We start from the raw sequence: 20298 nt of genomic DNA on the forward strand, positions 1-20298 counted from the left end.
TATCCCGTTATTTATTTGCATCACTTCAGGCGACTGATTTATAAAGAAGAGGCGAGAGATTAGGCTCAATGACCCTCTGGCAACCATCCCGCAACGGAGAACGGTGCCAAATCCTACCCCATGCGGGAACTATAGATTGGCTTACTTCACAAATAATCCCTTTTAGTTCGTTTACCGCCTCTGGGTTTGATTTTCTCAAATCTGCCTGATTAGTATTGCCTTATACCTAACTGATCAATAAATGAGTAAGCACTTCGAAACGAATTCAGTACGGATCTCCCCATCCAAGTCCAGTCAGCGAGAACACTCCGCACCGATTTATTTAACATCCAGCTTCACGTTTGATTCTGCTGAAGAGGCCAGGGCCACCTTTGCCGACGAGATAGAGGGAAATATCTATTCCCGATATGCCAATCCCAACTCCAGTGACCTGATCGAGAAAGTCTGTGCTGCCGAAGGAACTGAGGACGGATTCGCGACAGCTTCTGGCATGGCGGCCATGTTTGGCAGCATTGCCGCCTTGCTTCAACAGGGAGACCATGTGCTTGCGGCGCGGTCACTTTTCGGATCCACTCATCAGCTTCTGACTCGGGTATTTCCTAAATGGGGAATCAGTTCGACTTACGGGGATATTTCAGACTACCTCAATTGGGACAAACTAGTGCAACCCCACACCAAAATGTTGTTCATAGAAACCCCTTCCAATCCTGGCTTGGAAATCATTGACCTGGAATGGGCAGGAAAATTCGCTGCAGCCCATAATTTGATTCTTGTTGTGGACAACTGCTTTGCCTCTCCGTACTTACAGCAACCTGCCAAGTGGGGCGCACATATCGTCACACACAGTGCTACAAAGTATATCGATGGACAAGGTAGAGTCCTAGGTGGTCTGATCCTGGGAAAAGCTGACTTGATGCAAGAAGTGCAATTTTTCGTTAGACACACGGGACCTGCCATTTCACCATTCAACGCCTGGATACTCGCAAAAAGTATGGAGACTTTAGGCTTAAGAATGGATAGGCATTGCAGCAATGCCTTAAAAGTGGCAGAGTACTTTGAAGGCAACCCAGAATTGCTAGCTGTCAAATATCCTTTCTTAAAATCCCATCCTCAGTATGAAATCGCCAAAAAGCAAATGAGCCAGGGCGGGGGAGTAATCACCCTTGATCTGAAAGGTGGAGTCCAGCGTGCCCAACGCTTTATAGATAAGCTTCAGATGATTTCCATCACTGCTAACCTGGGCGACAGCCGAAGTATTGTCACCCACCCTGCTTCCACTACCCACAGCAAACTTTCTGTGGAGGAAAGGGCTCAGGTAGGTATCTCAGATGGATTAGTAAGGTTGTCTGTGGGGCTAGAACACTATGAGGACATTATTCAGGATGTGGAAAAAGCAATTGGCTTATCAAAGTAAAACGGCTGGCGTTGCTGCCCGTCCCTTTAAAATAGAAGTAGATTGAATATAAAAAATGCCCCCAAAAGGAAATTGTCCTTTTGAGGGCATTCATTTTTTATGACTCACTTCTACCAGGTGGTTTGCCGCAAGGTAGGAAATGCCCGGATTATATCACTCAAACTGATCTGACCTAGAAGTCTTCCATCTTTCATCACTGGAAACCTCCTGATTTTATGCTCTAAAAACTGTGATGCCGCATCAAAAATCGATAAGTCTGGAGAAAGTGTAAGCACATCTACAGTCATGTGTTCACTCACTTTGGCAGGAAACTTCGGGGTGTTGGTATATTTACCTTTGATAATTTCCTTGAGGCAATCAACTTCAGAAATAATCCCTATCAATGCTCCGGACTCATCTATTACCGGTGCACCGGAAATCCTACGCTTACTAAACACCTCCATCACCTGATCAATGGTGTCATCAGGGTTGAAAGTGATCAAATTAGTGCTCATGCACTCTTTGACTAGAATCTGGGGAATCGGGGCTCTTTTGGGTTCTGCCATTCTTACCCCTTGAAAACTTTTTACCATAGGTCAAAAATTAAGGATGAACGAATAAATTACCGATAATAACCCACAATAAAAAATTATAATTCAATAAAAAGAAATAACCGATACTATATTTCTAAATAGTAATCTTAGTCAGAATGTCAGTCCAACTTGTTTTCTAAGAATAAAATGGGTTTCCAAGGTTGATTTGCCCCTTTATACAGATCATCAAAGTCAAATGCCCCTACGATCACATCCATATCCCCATCGCCATCCACATCTCCACTTGTCATGGTCAGCCAGTTTCCATCAATGGATTCCCCTATCACAAAAGGGTCAAACCCTCCTTTTCCGTTTTGACGGAAATAAACCAGGTTTTCCTTCGGCCTTTGTTCATTGTCCGGGAAAAATGACAACACAAAAAAATCCAGATCACCGTCTCCGTCAAAATCAGCTATCTCCAGTCCACTTGCCCCGAACACGGGGTAAAACCAGGATTCTTCAAACTCATTTTTCCCATTATTACTGTACACATGGATACCATGGTAGTTTTTATGAATGGATGACAAATCGGCATTATCCCCGTTCACTACAATAAGATCCTTATGACCGTCATTATTTATGTCCACGAACCTAAAGTCACTGGTACCAAATGCGGGATGAAAACGAAGCAAAGCTTTCTCTTTAAATTTCCCTGCGCCTTCATTTAACCATACATAAACCCCTTCCTGTGCCTGGGTCATCAAACCCATTACATCCAAATCGCCATCTTTATCAAAATCCAAAGCAATAGCCCTTCTCGCCCCAGGCTGGGCGCTTAAAATCACTTCCTCATAACTATCAGCTTCAGATAAATAAATAGACATTTTGCCAAAGTGGTTTCCAAATTGGGATATGACCCGATCCGGCTTTCCATCTCCATTCCAATCTGCCACCGCTAAGTTAACAGGCCTGATTAGATCCGAAAGTATCACTTCACTTTTCCATTCCAGTCCATCCTGCCAAAATTGCGTCACCCTACCCACCGTATCATTTGAAGGATCCATCCTGCCCATAGTCAATAAATCAAAGGAACCATTCTTATCCCAACTGATATCTACCGGGGCTATATCAGCTGGGATAGAATCCAGAATCCGGAACCCATTCTTCGCATCTAATACATAAAGCATTTTCAGCCTGTCTCCTAACCATAGATAGCCTGTCTCTTCCTGGATATTCAGTAGGGTCGTCAGATTTCCCTTTATTGTGTTGAAAACTGGCTGTGAGACTTTGAATCCCGGTATTCCAATCATCGGCTCAGCTTTTTCTGCCTGTGGAAGTGGAGAATCAGGCGAATTCTCAATATAGTAAGCTAGGATTTTTCCCCAATCATCTCTTTTTATCAGCTGCACTTTGGAATAGACTCCCGGCGGAACACCGGAGTCCTCAGGCAAATCCTGTCCAAAATCTTCAGGTAAGATCAAGCCCATCCGCTTCCGCATATCCGGCAAAACTTTTTCTGTCCAGGTAGCCCGATCCAAGAGGTCTGGGGCGGGCTTTAGGTGGCAGGCCCCACAGTAAGCATTTGCCAGCTGTTCACCATTCAGGTTTAAATCAGATGAGGCCAATTGTTCTAATGTTGGCGGGGGTTGTTTTCGCTCAGAAATAGGGCTGCAGGAATATAAAAAGACCACTCCCAATGAGACAAAAAGTAGTATTGACCTCATTACTTCAGCACCTCCAAAAAACTGTCAACCACCCCCTGATCAATTCTAAGATGGTGGGTAAAAGACCTGGAATCATCCGAAAAGGAGACATCAGGATTGATATATTGGTTGGAGGAGGGTATCCAGGTCTTGCATGACGCGTGTACCTCCTTTAAATATCCGGTTTTTTTCAATTCCGTCACATGTTCTGGTTTTGTGCCTCCTCCCGGCATAATACTGATCCTATTTTGGGCTTTCAGCATAAGTCCCTTTAGCGTTTCCAGCCCTTCTGTGACAGAATTTTTTCCACCGGAGGTAAGGATCCTATCAAAACCACAGGAAATGATTTTCTCCAAAGAGTCAAAATAATCAGCAGACACATCAAATGCCCTATGAAAAGTACAGGGCTTACCCGAAGCGGCCCGCAAAAGAGAGTCGCAGGATTCGCTATCCACCATCCCATGCGTATCCAAGACACCGAATACAAAACCATCAGCTCCCAGTTCGCCGAGCAGTTCTATGTCCCGCTTCATCACCATCAATTCCTTCCGTGAATAGGCAAAATCACCCCCTCTAGGGCGGATCATTACAAATACAGGAATATCTATTTCTGTTTTGAGGAATTTCAACATTCCCCCACTTGGGGTTTCTCCGCCTTCAGGAAAATTGGCACATAACTCTAATCTATCTACACCAAATTCGGCAGCATCCAGGGCCGCCTCTACATTGAATACCGGGGATTCTAGGGCTACGCTCATCCTTTGAAATGTGAACGGGAATCAATCATTACATTATTCTTCAAGGTGGCCTGGGCAAAGTTGAAGCCTGGGCGCACAGCGTAAGCTCCTACTTCGCCGTCCTTATTCATGGCAAGAAAACCAGCCTGAATATCTTTGATATCCTTGCTGTTTTTGGCAATCAATCGCCTCACGGCTTCTTCGCATGCCTCCTGAGGAGTTCTGCCTTGGCGCATCAGTTCTACGATCAGGAAACTCCCACAAATACGGATGATTGACTCTCCCAATCCTGTGGCAGTAGCCGCCCCTACTTCATTATCCACAAACAATCCGGCTCCAATAATAGGACTATCCCCTACTCTCCCATGCATCTTATAGGCAAGTCCACTCGTAGTACAGCTTCCTGCCATATTACCCTGTGCATCCATTCCTATCATGCCTATGGTATCGTGATTTTCAATATTGATAATTGGCTTGTACAAACTTGTCTCTTTCCACTTCAAATAGGCCTTTTCAGCTTCAGGACTTAGTTCTTCCTTTTCTACGGGCATCCCTTGTGCTATGGCAAATTGCCTTGCTCCCTCTCCTGCCAGCATTACATGGGGTGTTTCTTCCATCACCATTCGAGCCAGTGTAATCGGGTGCTTTATCTGCCTCACAAAGGCTACAGAGCCACACTTCCCATCTCCGCTCATTATTGACGCATCAAGGGTGGTGATGCCTTCCCGATCCGGGAGACCTTGCAAGCCAACTGAGAGATTACTTAAATCATTCTCTGTATCCCGCACACCAAATTCTACAGCATCTATAATACTCCCTCCTTCTTTCAGTTTTTCTACGGCAGCCGAATTGGCTGGCTGACCATGATTCCATGTGGATAAGATTAGAGGCTTTTCTCCTTTAAAAACGGAGGAGGACTTTGCTTCGGCTAATGAAGCAACCCCAGGGATAAACAAGGCTGAACCCATCAGGGATTGCTTGATAAACTTTCTTCTTTGAGACATTCGAGTTAATTTAGAATCAGGCTTCAAATTATTAAAAATGAACTTAAGTTGGCTAACCTCCCCTCATTTCATTTAAATTCACTTTGAAAACGAGCATTCTTTGCGATGCCATAGCACTTACCAACTATCCTTAATTAACTCAAATCCACTACCAAGCAATCGATCATGAAACCCTACTTACTTGCCGAATCCAACTGGAAAAGACTTAAAGATCACCGTTTTGAATTGGCTGTTTTGCCCTGGGGAGCCACTGAAGCCCACAATTATCACCTGCCCTACGGCACGGATGTGTATGAAGCTGATGCCGTCGCCAGTGAATCAGGAAGAAAAGCCTGGGAAAGAGGAGCCAATGTGACCATTCTTCCAACGCTTCCATTTGGGGTAAACACCGGCCAATCGGATATTTATCTCGACATCAATCTCAATCCCAGTACACAATTGCTGATCCTTCAGGACATCATCACTGTCCTGAACCGACAAGGCACCAAAAAATTTCTGATTGTAAACAGTCATGGTGGAAATGATTTTAAAACTATGCTCAGGGAGCTTGGATTGAAGTTCCCGGAGATGATGCTTTTCACCTGCAACTGGTTTCAAGCATTGGACAAGACAAATTACTTTGAGGAAGCGGGAGATCATGCTGATGAAATGGAGACCTCCATTATTATGCACCTTCATCCTCATCTGGTTTTACCTCTGGATCAAGCGGGAGATGGAGTTGAGAAAAAATCCGTGATCAGAGGTGTGCGTGAAAAATGGGCCTGGGCAGAGCGAAAATGGTCTGAGGTGAGCGAGGATACGGGAATAGGCAATCCAAAAAAATCCTCCCCTGAAAAAGGGAGGAAATATTTTGAAGAAGTGACTGATAAAGTTGCTGAGCTTATGGTAGATATTTGCAAGTCCAAGCCAGAAGAATTATATAAATGATTTTCAGGACTCTAAGCAATAAATTGACCCGGCTTCAGGTGCATACATTGGCCAGCTGAAAAACAACGCTACACTAATAAACGGTCCTTCCCCTCACCTACCTCTGTTTTATTACTCGGAACGGAGTGAATGGGCAGGATTGATGCTTGCGCTCCTCCACACCTGAACTCCCACGGTAAATAGAGTTACTGCCAAAGCTATTGCACCTGCTCCGACAAACATCCACCATTGTAGAGATATCCTATAGGCAAACCCTTCTAACCAACGGTTCATCCCGTACCATGCAAGCGGAGAGGCGATTAATAAGCCAATCGCCACCAACATCATATAATCCAGTGTAAATAAATAAAGGATATTGCCCAACGAAGCTCCCAAAACCTTCCGTACACCTATTTCCTTAATTCTTTGCTCGGTTGTGTGAACTACTAGCCCAAAAACCCCCAGAGCGGCAAGAAAAAGCATCAAGACCGCAAAAAAAGAAAACAACTGTGCTTGCATTTTTTCTTTTTCATATTGGCCATTTACCAATTCATCCAGCCAATTGTATTCCATAGGTTTCTCCGGGTAAAATTGGCTCCAAATGCGAGTCAAGTCCCTAAGTATTCCTGCCTCGCTTCCCTCTCTTACCTTGATTAAAAGGGAAGCATAGCTCATTTCATTACTCCTCAATAGCACGGTGGGTTTGATTGGATCTCTGAGAGATGTACTATGAAAATCTTCGATTATTCCTATAGTTTTAATTCCTAAGTCAGCTCTATATACTCCCAGCTCAGTAACACCCAGCAGCCGTGAAGTGCTGGCGGTCATCAAAGCAGTAGCTTGCACTTCTGTGGTTTTCTCAACTTGTACTTCTTCCAACAGTGCGTTGGGATCAAATTTGTCATTATCCTCTCGTATATCAAATAATCTTCCTTCCGTGAGATGAAATCCTAATACCAACGGAAGATCACTATCCCCGATGATATAATTGACGGCAATAGATTGATCGGGATTTTCAGGATGATTGACCTGTTTGGTCATCGATGCCGCTCCCTGAGTAGGAATCCAGCTACTCAGACTTACATTTTCCACACCTGACATTTGAGTGATCTGCTGTTTTAAAGAACTCTCCTTGCCCCCGGTAGAAAAGAAAGAAATACTTAATACTCTGGATGGATCATAACCCAGCTCTTTTTCCTCTAAAAAACGCATCTGACTCCATACTGTGAGAGTCCCAATGAGAACCAGTAGCGCAAAGAAAAATTGAGTGGTAACCAATGCTCTCCGTATCACGGGAACACTACTGCTCATCTGACTGCCAAATCTGTTTTTCAACGAATTCCCCACAGCAAAACCTGACACCATCCATGCCGGGTACGCTCCTGCAAGCACACCCAGTAAAATAGCTCCCTGGATACAGATGAGTAAAAGCAAGCCATTTCCCAATAGGTTGACTTCCAGTTTGTGCCCCAAGAAGGATTCCATTTGTGCCAAACTAAGTGCATAAAGAACGCTGGCGAATATGGATGCAATCAGAAAAAACAATAAGCTCTCACAGAGAATCTGGATAACCAGTTGCTTTCTTCCGGCTCCGAGTACTTTTCTCACACCGGTTTCTCTGATTCTTCTCACTGCTCTAGCAGCGCTGAGATTGACAAAATTTATACTCGCAATCAGAAGTAAGAGCACTGCTATTCCAGAGAAAATATAAACGTTGCCAAGCTTGCCTTTTATCGGTTGGCTAGCAAAATCAGAATGGAGGTAAATTTCCTGAACAGGCTGAAATTCATAAACTGGAACTCGCTTTTTGGTTTCATCAGATGCTTCTGTGATAAAGTCACGGTACCAGTGATTGACCTTAACTTCAAAAGCGCCCATATCAGCATGTGGCTCCATCAGTATAAGCTGTTCTTCATAAAACCCCCATCCTTCTCTGCTGAGCACACGTGAAGACGGCAAAGTCACCTGCATGCCATCAGCCCTTAGATAGCTGTTCGATGGGATATCGGCTATGACCCCAGTAATCAAAAACGGTCTTGCCTCATCCTGATAAGGAGAAACACTGTAGATTATTTTTCCCACGGGCGATTCACCCTCAAAATAGTCAGCACTAAAACTTTCCGAGACAACAAGATTGCCTATTCCTGCAACATACTGGCGGGGAACACCTTCCAAGACATGGAAATCCAGCATCTCCCACACATTTGTGTCCGCTTGGATTAGATTCATCTGAATGGATCCCTTATCAGTTTCTTTGAGCCGGAATCTGTAACCTGCTTTAGTTACTTTACCCGCTACTTTCACTTCTGGAAAATTTTCTTTCAGCTCATTGCCTAGGTTCATATAGGCAGATTCTATTTTTCCTTCCACTCCAGCGGTAGTATCAACCTGCAGTATGCGGTACAGGTTGTGCTTATGTTTCCAAAAGCTATCGTATGACAGTTCGTCCAAGACTACCGTGCCTATGAGCATACAAGAGGCTATCCCCACGGTAAGCCCCAAAATATTAATCAAAGAATAGGTTCTGTCCTTCAGTAAAGCACGCCAAGCAATTTTAAGGTAATTGTTCCACATTATATAGACACGGGTAAAGTTGAACTTCAAAAAGGGGTATCGCTAACACCAACCTCCTCAGGATGAAAATGAAATCCCATTTTCATGCCACACATTCGTCTTCTAAACAGCCAAGCAAGGAGTTTTTCAGGATATCCTCTCCAATTGGCGGACAAAACCGTCCGTGATCGGGCAAATTCAAAAGGCAACTCTGACATCAAGTAAATAAAAAATAGGTAATACAACTAAGGGTAGGTTCTCCTGCACAACTACAGTAAATCATGGCTGAATTAATCATACATCACTAGTTCAGAAAAGCCAAAAAGCTAATCCCTACTTATTATTGCGTCGATTTACGGGCAGTCTTGAGGTAAATAGTTTTGAATTGACTAAAATCAGCAGTATAGAAAAGCCAAGCCAGTGTTTTAACAGGAAGCGATAGATGTTGAAACAATCAATCCAAAGACCCCATATCAACCTCCTTAATAGTACCCTTGTAATCCTGCAGCTGAATGCCTTTAATTCCTTTGGGTAGCTTGATTTCTCTCCCAGACTGGGATAGAAATCCCGCTCCCAAACTGGTTTCTATACGCTGTTTTTTACCATTTTCCAATTCCAGAATTACCGCCATCACATCCTGACCAACAGTCATAGATCGTCCATTTGGGAAAGATTTAGTCTGAAATGCAAGCAATTTGCCCCGGTTCTGCGAAGCCACTAGCAGTTGATTTCCTTGGGCAGATGCAAGTTTCACTAAGGCTTTCCCATCTCTCGGCACTACAAAGCCACTTTCTTGCGGACTCATCGGAGTGAACCCACCTTCTCCATCTCCCAATAATACTAAGCCCACATGCGCATCCAGTCTTCCAATGAAAATCTCATTTCCATAATCATTCCCTATCAAAACTACATCCAGGAATCCATCTCCATTGACATCTTCAGTAATCAATCCGTTGACCGGAGCGATCTGTGCCATAGTCGGAAGCCGAGACACCTTAAACTTCCCGTCACCCAGATTCTCTATATAGGCAGTTTTGTCATAATTCCCAGTGAGAATAAGCGCATCTTCCTTTTCTTGCTCAGTAAAAAGAGTTTGCTCAGTGCTTAACGCATATAATTTATATCGCTCAAACTTCCTTCTGAACATAGGGCTTTGACCATAGAGATCTCCCCAGAAATGGCTTGGATAGGAGTTATAATTGCCTTCACGATCTCTATAATAAGCGAAAGTAACTGGATCCACACTTCCATTTTTATCAAAGTCCTTGGCATAAATCTTCACAGGTCTTTCCGCTGATGGATGATGCGGGTTATTTTCACCTAGATTACCTACGATAAAATCAGTATCCCCATCCTGGTCAAAATCACCCACTGTGATGGAATTCCACCAGCCCAGGTAGTTCTCCAACCCTGTATCTTCAAGTTTACTGAATTGCCCCCCCGTATTCTTGAAAATAGTGATCTCCATCAGTTCACCCACTACGACCAGATCGACCAATCCGTCATTATCCACGTCAGCCCAGATGGCATCAGTGACCATACCTACCTTGCGTAGACCTGGTGCCAGTTCATCTGTGACATCCTGTAGTTGCCCATTGATATTTTTGAGTAAAAAACTATTTTCTGGGAAAGGGTATTGGGCAATAGGAGTTCTACCGCCTACAAATAAATCAATATATCCATCTCCATCGAAATCAGCACCCCTTACGGTGGAGCCGCTTGCCTTGACAGATGAAAAACTGGTATCCATACTAAAATTACCCTTACCATCATTTAAAAACAGGCGGTCAGAATACTCTTTGGCATCCCCTAAAAACTCGTTGCTTCCGCCTACCAGATACAGATCCAGATCAGAATCATTGTCTATATCAACCAGTAAAATCCCCATTTCCTCAAAGAAATTTCCATCTTCCGGGATCAAACCTTTGGCAGTGAACAAGCCATTGGCATCCTGAAGATATAGCGTTGGAGCAAAACCAGAAGCCGATCCCACTACCAAATCCTCCAGTCCGTCACCATTCACATCTCCTACGGCAAGGCTTGGCCCATATTGACTCAGTTTATGGGGGATTATCCGCTGGATATTGAAATCGATCTTATCCTCTTCCTCATGGGTGTAGTCCAAGCCTTTTGCCTTCGACACCTCCTCAAAAAGGGCATTGGGTGTATCTCTAGACATAATAGCCAGGGAATTTTTACCCGGCAACGCTTCTGAATAGGCAACCTCAATGAGCTGATTAGTCGGCACATTATCCAGAGAGCTCTCCTTTCCATCCGGCCAAATCACCTTAACCGCAGTAACCTCCTTCACATCTCCAACCCCGAAATGCATCACTTCATCAATGGAGGACATGTAACCTCTCACCACCTGTTGCTCTTGATAGAGCTGCTTACCTCCCGGAAGGCTGAGCTGTACTTTTGTCCCCAGCCCTTGTGGATTTAATTTGTTCCCTACCAGCTTTAGCCTTAAGTAATTGTTTTGCTGATTGGTATTGTTTAAGGTATTCTCAAATACAAAAGCAGGATCGTTGATATTGTTGACCACATAGTCCAAGTCCCCATCTCCATCTAAATCAACAAATGCGGCACCGTTGGAGAAAGAAGGCTTGTTTAGTCCCCAGGCACTTCCTTCATCAGCAAAAGTCAGATCACCATTATTTCTGAATGCATAATTCGGTATTTTGACGATGGGTATAGAATCCAGCAACTGACGCTTCGAGGCTATATTGCCTACATCTGCCCTATAATTGGCAAAGTCCTTGTCAGTGATATCGCGGGGAAAGCCATTGGTCACCAGCAAATCCCGGTACCCGTCATTGTCCACATCCCCAAACAAAGGCGCCCAGCTCCAATCGGTCTGATACACCCCTGCCATCATCCCTATTTCGCTGAAGGGCATATCTTCTCCATTGTTCAAGTGCAGCATATTACGTACATACTGATACTCATAGCCCCACTGCTCATTGCTGATATACACTTGGTATGAATTATTGCCAATAGTGGTTTTTTTCCGGTAATTATCCTCTCCGAGCATATCCAAAGTGACTATATCAGGTTTTCCGTCATTGTTGAAATCCGAAATATCAGCTCCCATGGAAAACTGGCTTTGGTGCCTCAGCATATCGCCTGCCTGATTGGAGAATGTACCATCCTGATTATTTATATAAATGATATCATTGCTCACATAATCATTGCTTACGTGGATATCCGGCCAGCCATCGTTATTCAGATCGGAAACCAACACTCCTAGGCCATATCCCTCTATGGTAATGCCTGCTTCCAGCGTCACATTTGTGAAGGTCCCATCTCCGTTATTCCTATAAAAAGCATCGTTGTTAACAGCCGATCCATCTGTAATTTTAAGTCTATAGTTACTGGGCACGCTGCGGCTTTGCTGGTTGTTCAACACATACAAATCCAAGTCCCCATCCAGATCATAATCTATAAAAGCTGCCCACATGGCATTCCCGGGGTCCGCAATCCCATATTCAGCCGCCATTTCCTTGAAGGAGATGTTACCATCAGCATCTTTGCCTTGATTTACAAACAACAGATTATTTCGTTCTCCCGGCCCAAGCTTCATAGCCGAAGCCACATATACATCCATCCAGCCATCTCCGTTGATATCGACAACGGCAGCACCGGTACACCATTGATTTTCAGCACCTACCCCTGCTGTTTCAGTCACATCTTTAAATTTGAATCCACCGAGATTGAGATACAACTTATTGGAGACTTGGTTGCCGGTAAAAAACAGATCGGGTAAGCCATTATTATCAAAATCGGCTACTGCAACACCACCTCCATTGAATATATATTCATCTGTCAGGATATTGAAGGAGTCTGACTCTACAATGTTATTATTAAAGTCTATCCCTGTCTTAGAGGCCGGAATAAGTTCAAATAAAGTTGACTCTTTTTTACAGGAGGAAAATGCAAAAAGGGATAAAATCAGAAGGCTGGAATAGGTAAACTTCATAGTAAATAGGTTGGGTATTTGGGTTATGCTGAAATTAGCACTTTTGGAGCATAAGGGAAATAAAAGCAACTAATTTAACCAAAAGTCATAAAAAAGGGGAGGCAAATGCCCCCCCTTCCATCTTATCTAAATCAAGTAATTAAAATCCAGGATTCTGAATCAACTTATCCGGTCCAACTAAATCAATCTGAAATTGAGGGATAGGTAAAATTTCATGCCTATCTGTATAGCTGGCTCCTCCTAATGCATTTAAAAGAAGCGCTCCATCATAGGACAAATACGCATTCAACTCTTCCGAAGCAGTCCCCCAGCGAACCAGATCATAGAATCTGTGACCTTCCATTCCAAGCTCTAGTTTTCTTTCGAAGCGTACTGCGGCTCTTGCTGCTGCTGGGTCTGTCCAAGGAGAAGTATATAAGCCCACCTGATAATTTGCAGCTGGCCCAGAACCATCAAGCTTCATTACTTCAGAGTTCATGGCTCTGGTCCTGACCCTATTTACGTATTCTCTGGCTTTTTCCAATCCTCCGGTCTCCACTTCTGCCTCTGCTGCCATAAGCAACACATCTGCAAAACGAATAATGTGAACGTTAATACCTGTATATCCTGGAGTCCACGAGCTATTATCCTGATAAGATCCTACTTCTGTTCTGGAATACACATATTTCTTTACAGAATAAGGACCTGAATAAGATTGTTGTCTGATCCAAGATTGTCCCGGATGATCCTGCCAGTCGATGTAAGGAATACCTCTTCGACCTGTAGTGTGATCTACCCTTGGATCAATCGGTCCTTGATCAATCGTGAATGCAGTATTTGTTGAAACACCCATGTCATTCTTTACGCTATTGGCAGCAGAATTATATGAGCCATCCAATAATGGCAAGCCGGATGAATTGGTTCGGAAAGAGTTTACAAATGTAAAGCTAGGCGCAAAGAACCCACAACAAACCCCCGGTGCTGCGGAGTTATAGGGATTATTCAGGTCAAACTCAGGATTGGCATTGTTTACAGAACCTGTGCCTGCAGCTGATTGATATGCCCAGACAGATTCCAGATTATTGTCATACTCGCCTCTATATAGATTTCCATAATTATCAAGTAAACCATATTTCTCACCACCACTGGTTACCCCGTTGCTGATTACATCATCAAAAACTGTTTTCGCCTGAGCAAATTTTTCCTGATAAAGGTAAACTTTCCCTAGATAAGCCTTCGCAGCCCAGGAGTTTACTCTACCTACCTGAGCCTGAGTAGCGGGTAAATTATCAGCAGCAAACTGGAAGTCTGCTTCAATAAATGGCCATATCTCGATGTTATTGACCACATCTTCCAAGCCTGTACCATAATCGACTGTCTCATCTACGTAAGGCACATTTTCAAAATTTCTCTTTAATTGGAAATAATAATGTGCTCTCAGAAAACGAGCCTGAGCCGAAATCCTTTGTACATCTGCATCAGTTACGTCATCCCCTCTATTCTCCATAAGTCTTAAAACGTTATTTGCACGAGCAATACCTTCATAATTCCCATTCCAGTTATCTAAGAGATTTTGATTCGTGGCGTCTGTTTCAAAACGTTGGATTGGGTTGATGGTATTGAAGTCTCCGGGGTCAGTACCTTTATTGGCATCTCCTCCTCTTATACTACCCCAAACCCAGTTTGAAGGCGATGCCATCCTGTTAGCTCTACCATTTACTTGAGAATAAACAGAAATCAGCGCAGCGTCCAAACCTGCAAGGGTACTCAACTGGGCTTCATTTAAGGCACCTGGGGGTGTAATCTCCAGAAAATCATCACTACAACTCACCGCCACCATCACTAAAGTGGTAGCAATCAGAGAGCCGACTTTAATTTTTATATTTTTCATGTGTTTTAATCAATTATAGTTTTTATAACACGGACCTACTCAAAAGAGTGAGTTTAGAAACTTAAGTTAACACCGAAAGTATATCCCCGTGTAACTGGGTAGTTACCCACGTCAATACCAAAGGTTAAATCCGCACTACCTCCCACGGCAGGATCCAATCCTTCGTATCCTGTGATCGTGAACAAGTTGTTTGCAGAGGCAAAAACTCTCAGTCTCTCCAACCTCCATCTTTCCAATAAGGAAGGGGATAACGTATATCCTAAGGTTACATTTTGTAATCTCAAGTATGACCCGTCTTCCACATAGAAGGAATTACCTACACTAGAAGTAGAGAAGTTAGCTGCTTTTTCTACAATTGGAATAGTAGCATTAAGATTCTCAGGTGTCCAGGCATCTTTCAGGCGCTCAGAAGTAGCTGCCCCTTCAAATGTGGAATAGAAATCAGTAAACCACTTGGATTGATTCCATATTTTATTACCAATAGAGGTATAGACATAGGCCGAAAGATCAAATCCTTTATACCCTACTGTAAAATTCATTCCCCCGGTGAACTTAGGAATAGGTGACCCTAGAATTTTTCTATCCTCGGCATTAATCACACCATCACCATTCAAATCTCTATATTTAAATCTACCAATTCCTTTACCTTCTTGTTCAGGATGATTTGCCACATCTTCTGCAGAGCTGAATATTCCCTCTACTTCATATCCAAAGAACGAAGAAAGTGATTCTCCTACCATATTTCGAATTGGCTGAATACCCCTAAAGTCTGGGTTAGCATCAGCGGAAGTAATTACAGTTAATCCAGGAGCTAAAGAAACAATCTCATTCTTCAACAATGATCCATTAACGGAAACATCATAGGTGAAATCAGTGGTGAGATTCCCTCTAAAAGCGACAAGGAGATCCACGCCCTTATTTACCATTTCCCCAATATTTACAAAAGGAGCAACTGCATCATAACCTGCAGTGGAAGGAATTGGGAGTTGAAATAATAAATCCTTAGTATCCTTCTGCCACACGTCAAAAATAACATCCATACGCCCGTTAAGAAACGTACCATCAAATCCAAGGTTTTTAGTGATCGCAGTTTCCCAGCGCGCATCTGGATTACCTATTCTATCCCTTCTGTAGCCAATTATAGCACCAGAGTTGGAACCGGTAATATCATAAGAAGACGCTCCAATATTACCCGCAAAGGTGGAATATTGATTATTGGGATTTAAGGCATTGGAGTTTCCCATTTCACCCCAACCTCCGCGTATTTTTAATTCATCAATCCAAGTGGCTCCAGCCATAAAACCTTCTGAGGATATTCTCCATGCAGCAGAGAAAGCAGGAAAAACACCATAGCGAGAGTTAGCACCAAACCTGGATGATCCATCACGCCTCACCACTGCACTGAATAAATATTTATCATTGAACGTATAGTTCAACCTTCCAAAAATCGAATAAAAATTAACCCCCTTAAATAAATCCGAATTAACAATTCGAGTAGAAACCGGTAAGTTGGTTATGGTAATGAAATCGGGATCCTCAGAAAATGGGTTCTGCCCAGATGCACTTATATTTCTACCTGAACCATCATTCAAAGACTCCAAGCCTGCTAAGAAATCAAAGGCATGTTTATCAAAGGTTTTCTTATACGCTAAAGTATTGGTGAAAGTCCATGCAAAGTTGTATCCTGAACCTTCGCTGAAACCAAAGGCTGAATTATTCTCCAGGTTTTCGTATTGATGTCTTGAATAGTTATAGGAATAGTAATTATCATAACGTCCACCTATAGAAGTTCTAAATGTCAGATTGTCTATGATATCCGCTTCTAAATACACGTTTCCAAAAATATTTGCATTAAAGTTCCTATTGTCCTTTAAAGCATCTCGCTCTGCCACAGGGTTTCTTGGGTTATTGAATCCATTTGCAGCAGTTCCAGCATACCCACCGAATTCATCATAGACTGGTATAATTGTAGGCATACGGAATGCCCCTAGAATAGAGTTTTCATCCCTGGCTACACCTTGTCCACCAACTGCCCCTGATATCCCCAGGGCTCTTCTGTAGGTTGCCTGGAAATTCTCCCCAATTCTGATACGCTTGGTCACATCAAACTCAGAATTCGCTCTAAAACTGATTCTACGTAATGTGTTATTCAATAGAATCCCTGCCTGATCTTGAATACCGAAACCTACAAAAAATCTACTCGTTTCAGAACCCCCATTAATCCCTATGGAATGGCGATTAAGAGGGGCTACCCTGGTGATAGCATCATACCAATCAGTTCCTTCTCCAGTAGCTGCTCTAACTAGCTGATAGATATCTCCTTTACTATAATCCACGTTGTATTTAGCAGCCTCTTCAGCAAGACGGTCTGGCGAGAAAGGACCAGCAACACCACCTTGGGAACCTACTCTAATATAATACGGCAATACAGGAGAATCACCAGTTCCGAATTGAGGGTGGTCAAAATTTGTAGCCCTTCCTTCCGCAGCCGCAGCATTTCTCTCTGCCAGCCAGGTATAATCCGCCTGATCCTGGGGATTCATCATATCAATACCTTTGCCTGGAGTAGTTACTCCATACATACCGTTGTAATCGACTCTTAATTTTTGATTTCCTCTTCTACCTCTCTTGGTAGTATATATAATCACCCCACTTGCCGCCCTGGCTCCATAAATGGAAGCCGCCGCGGCGTCTTTCAATACTGTGGTGGATTCTATATCATCCGGATTAAGAAAGTCTGTGGTTTGTACAGGGACACCATCTACCACATAAAGCGGCTGATTACCTCCAAATGACCCGAAACCTCTAACACGTATAATAGATTGCGTTCCTGGTTGACCGTTAGTAATCACCGTCACACCAGAAACACGGCCCTGAAGGGCCTGCTCTACGTTACCGGTAGGGATTACTGTTAGGTCTTTGGCGTCCACAGTAGCAATAGCTCCTGTAGTCTCTCTCCTACTGTCAATGGAATAACCCGTAACGACCATTTCGGTCAAGGTCTGCTCATCAGGAGCGAGTTTCACGTCTATTACACTTCTGTTTCCAACAGTCTGTTCTGATTTGGCATATCCGATAAAAGAAAACACCAGAATGGCATCGTCGTTGGGAACATTGAGGGAAAACTTCCCGTCAATGTCTGTAGCTGTACCGGTAGTAGTCCCCTTCACAAGGACAGAAACCCCGGGAAGTCCAACATCGTACTCATCCAGCACTGTACCCGTTACGGTTTTTTGCGCAAAGGCAGCCGCTCCGGTGAGGACTAAGAGCACAAAAAGCGCACTTAGATTTTTGTAAATATTTTTCATAAAGATAGATAGATTGGGTAACAAGATTAATTTCAAAACTTGTCGTTTCTTTTTTGTTGATGCAATCGTTTGCGGTCTTGCTCAAACTAATTGCAGGACGTACCGTTTCGATTTGTGAGGAACGACTGCAATTATACCTTGGCGATTTATGCCGGCTAATTAGTTAACCTGTTGGTTTGAGAGCATCGGGTGATGCTATAGGGGTGGGCGTACTGATTCTAAGTAGAATAAGTCATAGGCAAATATTTTGGGTTACATTAATTGTACTAAAGCACCAATGTTAAAGATTCTTAAACACATTTCAAACCCAAAGCCAAAAATAAAATTTGGATTTTATTAGGTCTTACGCACTAATCTAACTCCTCAACATTAATTACAGTATCAATTTAACGCAAATATGCCATTTACCAAAAATAAGAATAATACAATTGCGGGAACGCTTATTTGTGATTTAGAAGAATTGTTAAAGAATTGTTAATCAATTTTCATTATCACTAACAGACGGTCGGAATATTTGAAAAAACTCATCCGAAGACCTGATTTCTTCAAAAATAGGATCTACCAATGCTTTTTGATAAATCAATTCACTGGCATGGATAGCTTTATCAAGTTGCAATAGAGCGACCTCCTTCTGTCCACTTTGTGCAGCCACCATAGCCAAGCCATAAAAGCCATATCCGTAGTTTCGCCCTGCCATCACGGACTCCTCAAAAGATAGGCTCGCATTGGCAAAATCCCCGGAGAGAAAATAGGCCAGTCCTTTGTTGAAAAAGTCTTTGGGCTCTGTATAAGGATAATCAAAACGAAGGGTTGCCAGCTTGTAATCTCCCCTCATAATATCCAAAGCACCTCTCAAACTTTCATTGTACATCAAAAAATCCTTATTTCGGGTCAGCACTGACGCATCAGAGAGTTTCTTATAGGCATCCCAGGTTTTTCCCTGCAACACCAATATCTGCCCCTGATTGTGGAGTATATGCGGGTCAGTATCTATTTTAGCGGCTTGATACAGCAGTTCATTCGCTTCCTTCCATAGTTTGTCTTTGGCATTTTGATCCAGGGTGCGCTGGGCTTGTCGCATCTTTACTACGGCCAGATTATTATAGGGGATAACAGACCGAAACAGTTCCGTCATCTTTGAATAGATCTTAGCCTTATCCTCCAATCTTGGTGCTGCCTCCCCGGCAATTGCCCAGTCAGCTAGATCCAGCCCCGTATTTGTCAAATTCTCACTCAGTGCCTGCTGAAGTAAAGCCGTTTGGGCTTGGTTGAGCCCAGCTAGAGGTTTGGCCACAACTTCAATTTTTGCTGCTCTCAGGTTTGGGAAGAGATCTTTTGCCACCTGAGAAAAACCAGGTATTTTCCTTAGAGCCAGAGATTGGGACTGATAATCAGAGCCATCCAGCAACACCGCATAGTATTGATCCTTTCTATGGGTAGAAGTCCTCTCATACTCTCGAAGAAGCAGGCGGAAATCAAACCAGTCGTTCCATCTGGACGTCAATTCTGACACACTGTCCCTTATTATTATGTTAGAATCTTTCAACAGGCGGCTCACTGCTTCCGCCCTATCCATCCCCAGTTTACTGCTCTTCCCCTCTCCGTTTTCAGGCGATTGGATTCCGGTGATTTTAAAAGAAAGCACGGCTGAATTCTCTGTCAAAAAAGCTTTTAAATCAGCGATAGCCTGGGCATTCGAGTTGTTCAATCTAACCGTAGAAGATCCTGCATCAAAGCGGATCAGAAATTCCTTTGACCGGGAAAGATCAGCATCCATCATGCCCGTAGGAATATAAAGCCCCACCTGTGGGATGGGTTCATCTGGGTTTACCCTTCCCACTTTAGCCAATAAAGGGGTAGCGATGACACCTCTGGCCAGTATCTTTTTCTGATTGGGTTGAGCTTGGGATTTTTTGCCATGGAAAAACCGGGCTTCCAGAAATGCCCCTTCCATCCAGGGTTCGTAGGCTAGTACAAAAGATTTCTTATAGGAATAATCAGCGACATTCTTCTTTAGCTCTATATCCTCAAAAACCATGGAATTTTCGGACGACTTTAGCAAAATAGAGACTCTCGGGTTTCTCGGACTAAGCACAGACTCAATCGGAATGGAACCGGCCACTTCAAAACGGACGGAGTCCCTAAAGAACTCAAGCTTACCCGGTGTCACTGTGGCATCTCTCAAAAAATCTGTTTCGGGCATTATTATTGAACTGCAAAGCAGTGGCAATACTAACAATAAAAGCAAACCCGGTTTTTTCTTAAACAATTGGTATATCATTCTTATTTATTAATTCTTAAGACTTTTGCCT

The 20298-nt window shown here is 43.3% G+C and carries 11 protein-coding genes and 1 riboswitch; of the genes, 2 read left to right on the top strand and 9 right to left on the bottom strand.

Annotation, left to right across the window (positions count from 1 at the left end; genetic code table 11):
- Nucleotides 1–35 precede the first annotated feature (35 nt).
- Nucleotides 36–138: riboswitch (SAM riboswitch) on the top strand.
- Nucleotides 139–241: 103 nt separating this feature from the next.
- The gene (locus LZF95_RS22405) at nt 242–1414 is read left to right on the top strand and encodes a PLP-dependent aspartate aminotransferase family protein (protein ID WP_233757535.1); all 1173 of its coding nucleotides are present in this window, start codon (nt 242–244) and stop codon (nt 1412–1414) included.
- Between the two features lie 110 nt (nt 1415–1524).
- On the opposite strand, the gene LZF95_RS22410 is transcribed toward LZF95_RS22405, so the two are convergent.
- The 4 genes from LZF95_RS22410 to LZF95_RS22425 form a co-directional block, all read right to left on the bottom strand.
- Nucleotides 1525–1986, bottom strand: a complete 462-nt coding sequence (locus LZF95_RS22410) for a CBS domain-containing protein (protein ID WP_233757537.1) — start codon at nt 1984–1986, stop codon at nt 1525–1527.
- Nucleotides 1987–2105: 119 nt separating this feature from the next.
- Nucleotides 2106–3650, bottom strand: coding sequence for a VCBS repeat-containing protein (locus tag LZF95_RS22415; protein ID WP_233757539.1), 1545 nt, complete (start codon nt 3648–3650; stop codon nt 2106–2108).
- Nucleotides 3650–4387 (bottom strand): copper homeostasis protein CutC, encoded by a 738-nt coding sequence (locus LZF95_RS22420; protein WP_233757541.1) that lies wholly within the window; start codon nt 4385–4387, stop codon nt 3650–3652. Before LZF95_RS22420 ends, LZF95_RS22415 begins: the two co-directional genes overlap by 1 nt.
- Nucleotides 4384–5370 (bottom strand): isoaspartyl peptidase/L-asparaginase family protein, encoded by a 987-nt coding sequence (locus tag LZF95_RS22425; RefSeq protein ID WP_233757542.1) that lies wholly within the window; start codon nt 5368–5370, stop codon nt 4384–4386. The genes LZF95_RS22420 and LZF95_RS22425 overlap by 4 nt, the downstream gene beginning before the upstream one ends.
- 165 nt (nt 5371–5535) lie before the next feature.
- On the opposite strand from LZF95_RS22425, the gene LZF95_RS22430 reads away from it, so the two are divergent.
- Nucleotides 5536–6297, top strand: coding sequence for a creatininase family protein (locus LZF95_RS22430; protein WP_233757543.1), 762 nt, complete (start codon nt 5536–5538; stop codon nt 6295–6297).
- A gap of 111 nt (nt 6298–6408) precedes the next feature.
- Here the strand turns inward: LZF95_RS22430 and LZF95_RS22435 are convergent, their stop codons facing one another.
- The 5 genes from LZF95_RS22435 to LZF95_RS22455 all read right to left on the bottom strand — a co-directional run bounded on the left by LZF95_RS22435 (nt 6409) and on the right by LZF95_RS22455 (nt 20189).
- Nucleotides 6409–8850, bottom strand: a complete 2442-nt coding sequence (locus LZF95_RS22435; RefSeq protein ID WP_233757544.1) for an ABC transporter permease — start codon at nt 8848–8850, stop codon at nt 6409–6411.
- 433 nt (nt 8851–9283) lie between these two features.
- Entirely contained in the window at nt 9284–12808 is a 3525-nt protein-coding gene (locus LZF95_RS22440; RefSeq protein ID WP_233757545.1) for a VCBS repeat-containing protein, read from the bottom strand.
- 139 nt (nt 12809–12947) lie between these two features.
- A complete protein-coding gene (locus LZF95_RS22445; protein ID WP_233757546.1) occupies nt 12948–14678 on the bottom strand; it encodes a RagB/SusD family nutrient uptake outer membrane protein in 1731 nt (576 codons plus the stop codon).
- A 53-nt stretch (nt 14679–14731) separates the two neighbouring features.
- Entirely contained in the window at nt 14732–17986 is a 3255-nt protein-coding gene (locus tag LZF95_RS22450) for a TonB-dependent receptor (RefSeq protein WP_233757547.1), read from the bottom strand.
- Nucleotides 17987–18464: 478 nt separating this feature from the next.
- Nucleotides 18465–20189, bottom strand: coding sequence for a tetratricopeptide repeat protein (locus tag LZF95_RS22455; RefSeq protein ID WP_233757548.1), 1725 nt, complete (start codon nt 20187–20189; stop codon nt 18465–18467).
- Between the last annotated feature and the right edge of the window lie 109 nt (nt 20190–20298).

Source organism: Algoriphagus sp. AGSA1, from assembly GCF_021390545.1.
GTDB lineage: Bacteria > Bacteroidota > Bacteroidia > Cytophagales > Cyclobacteriaceae > Algoriphagus.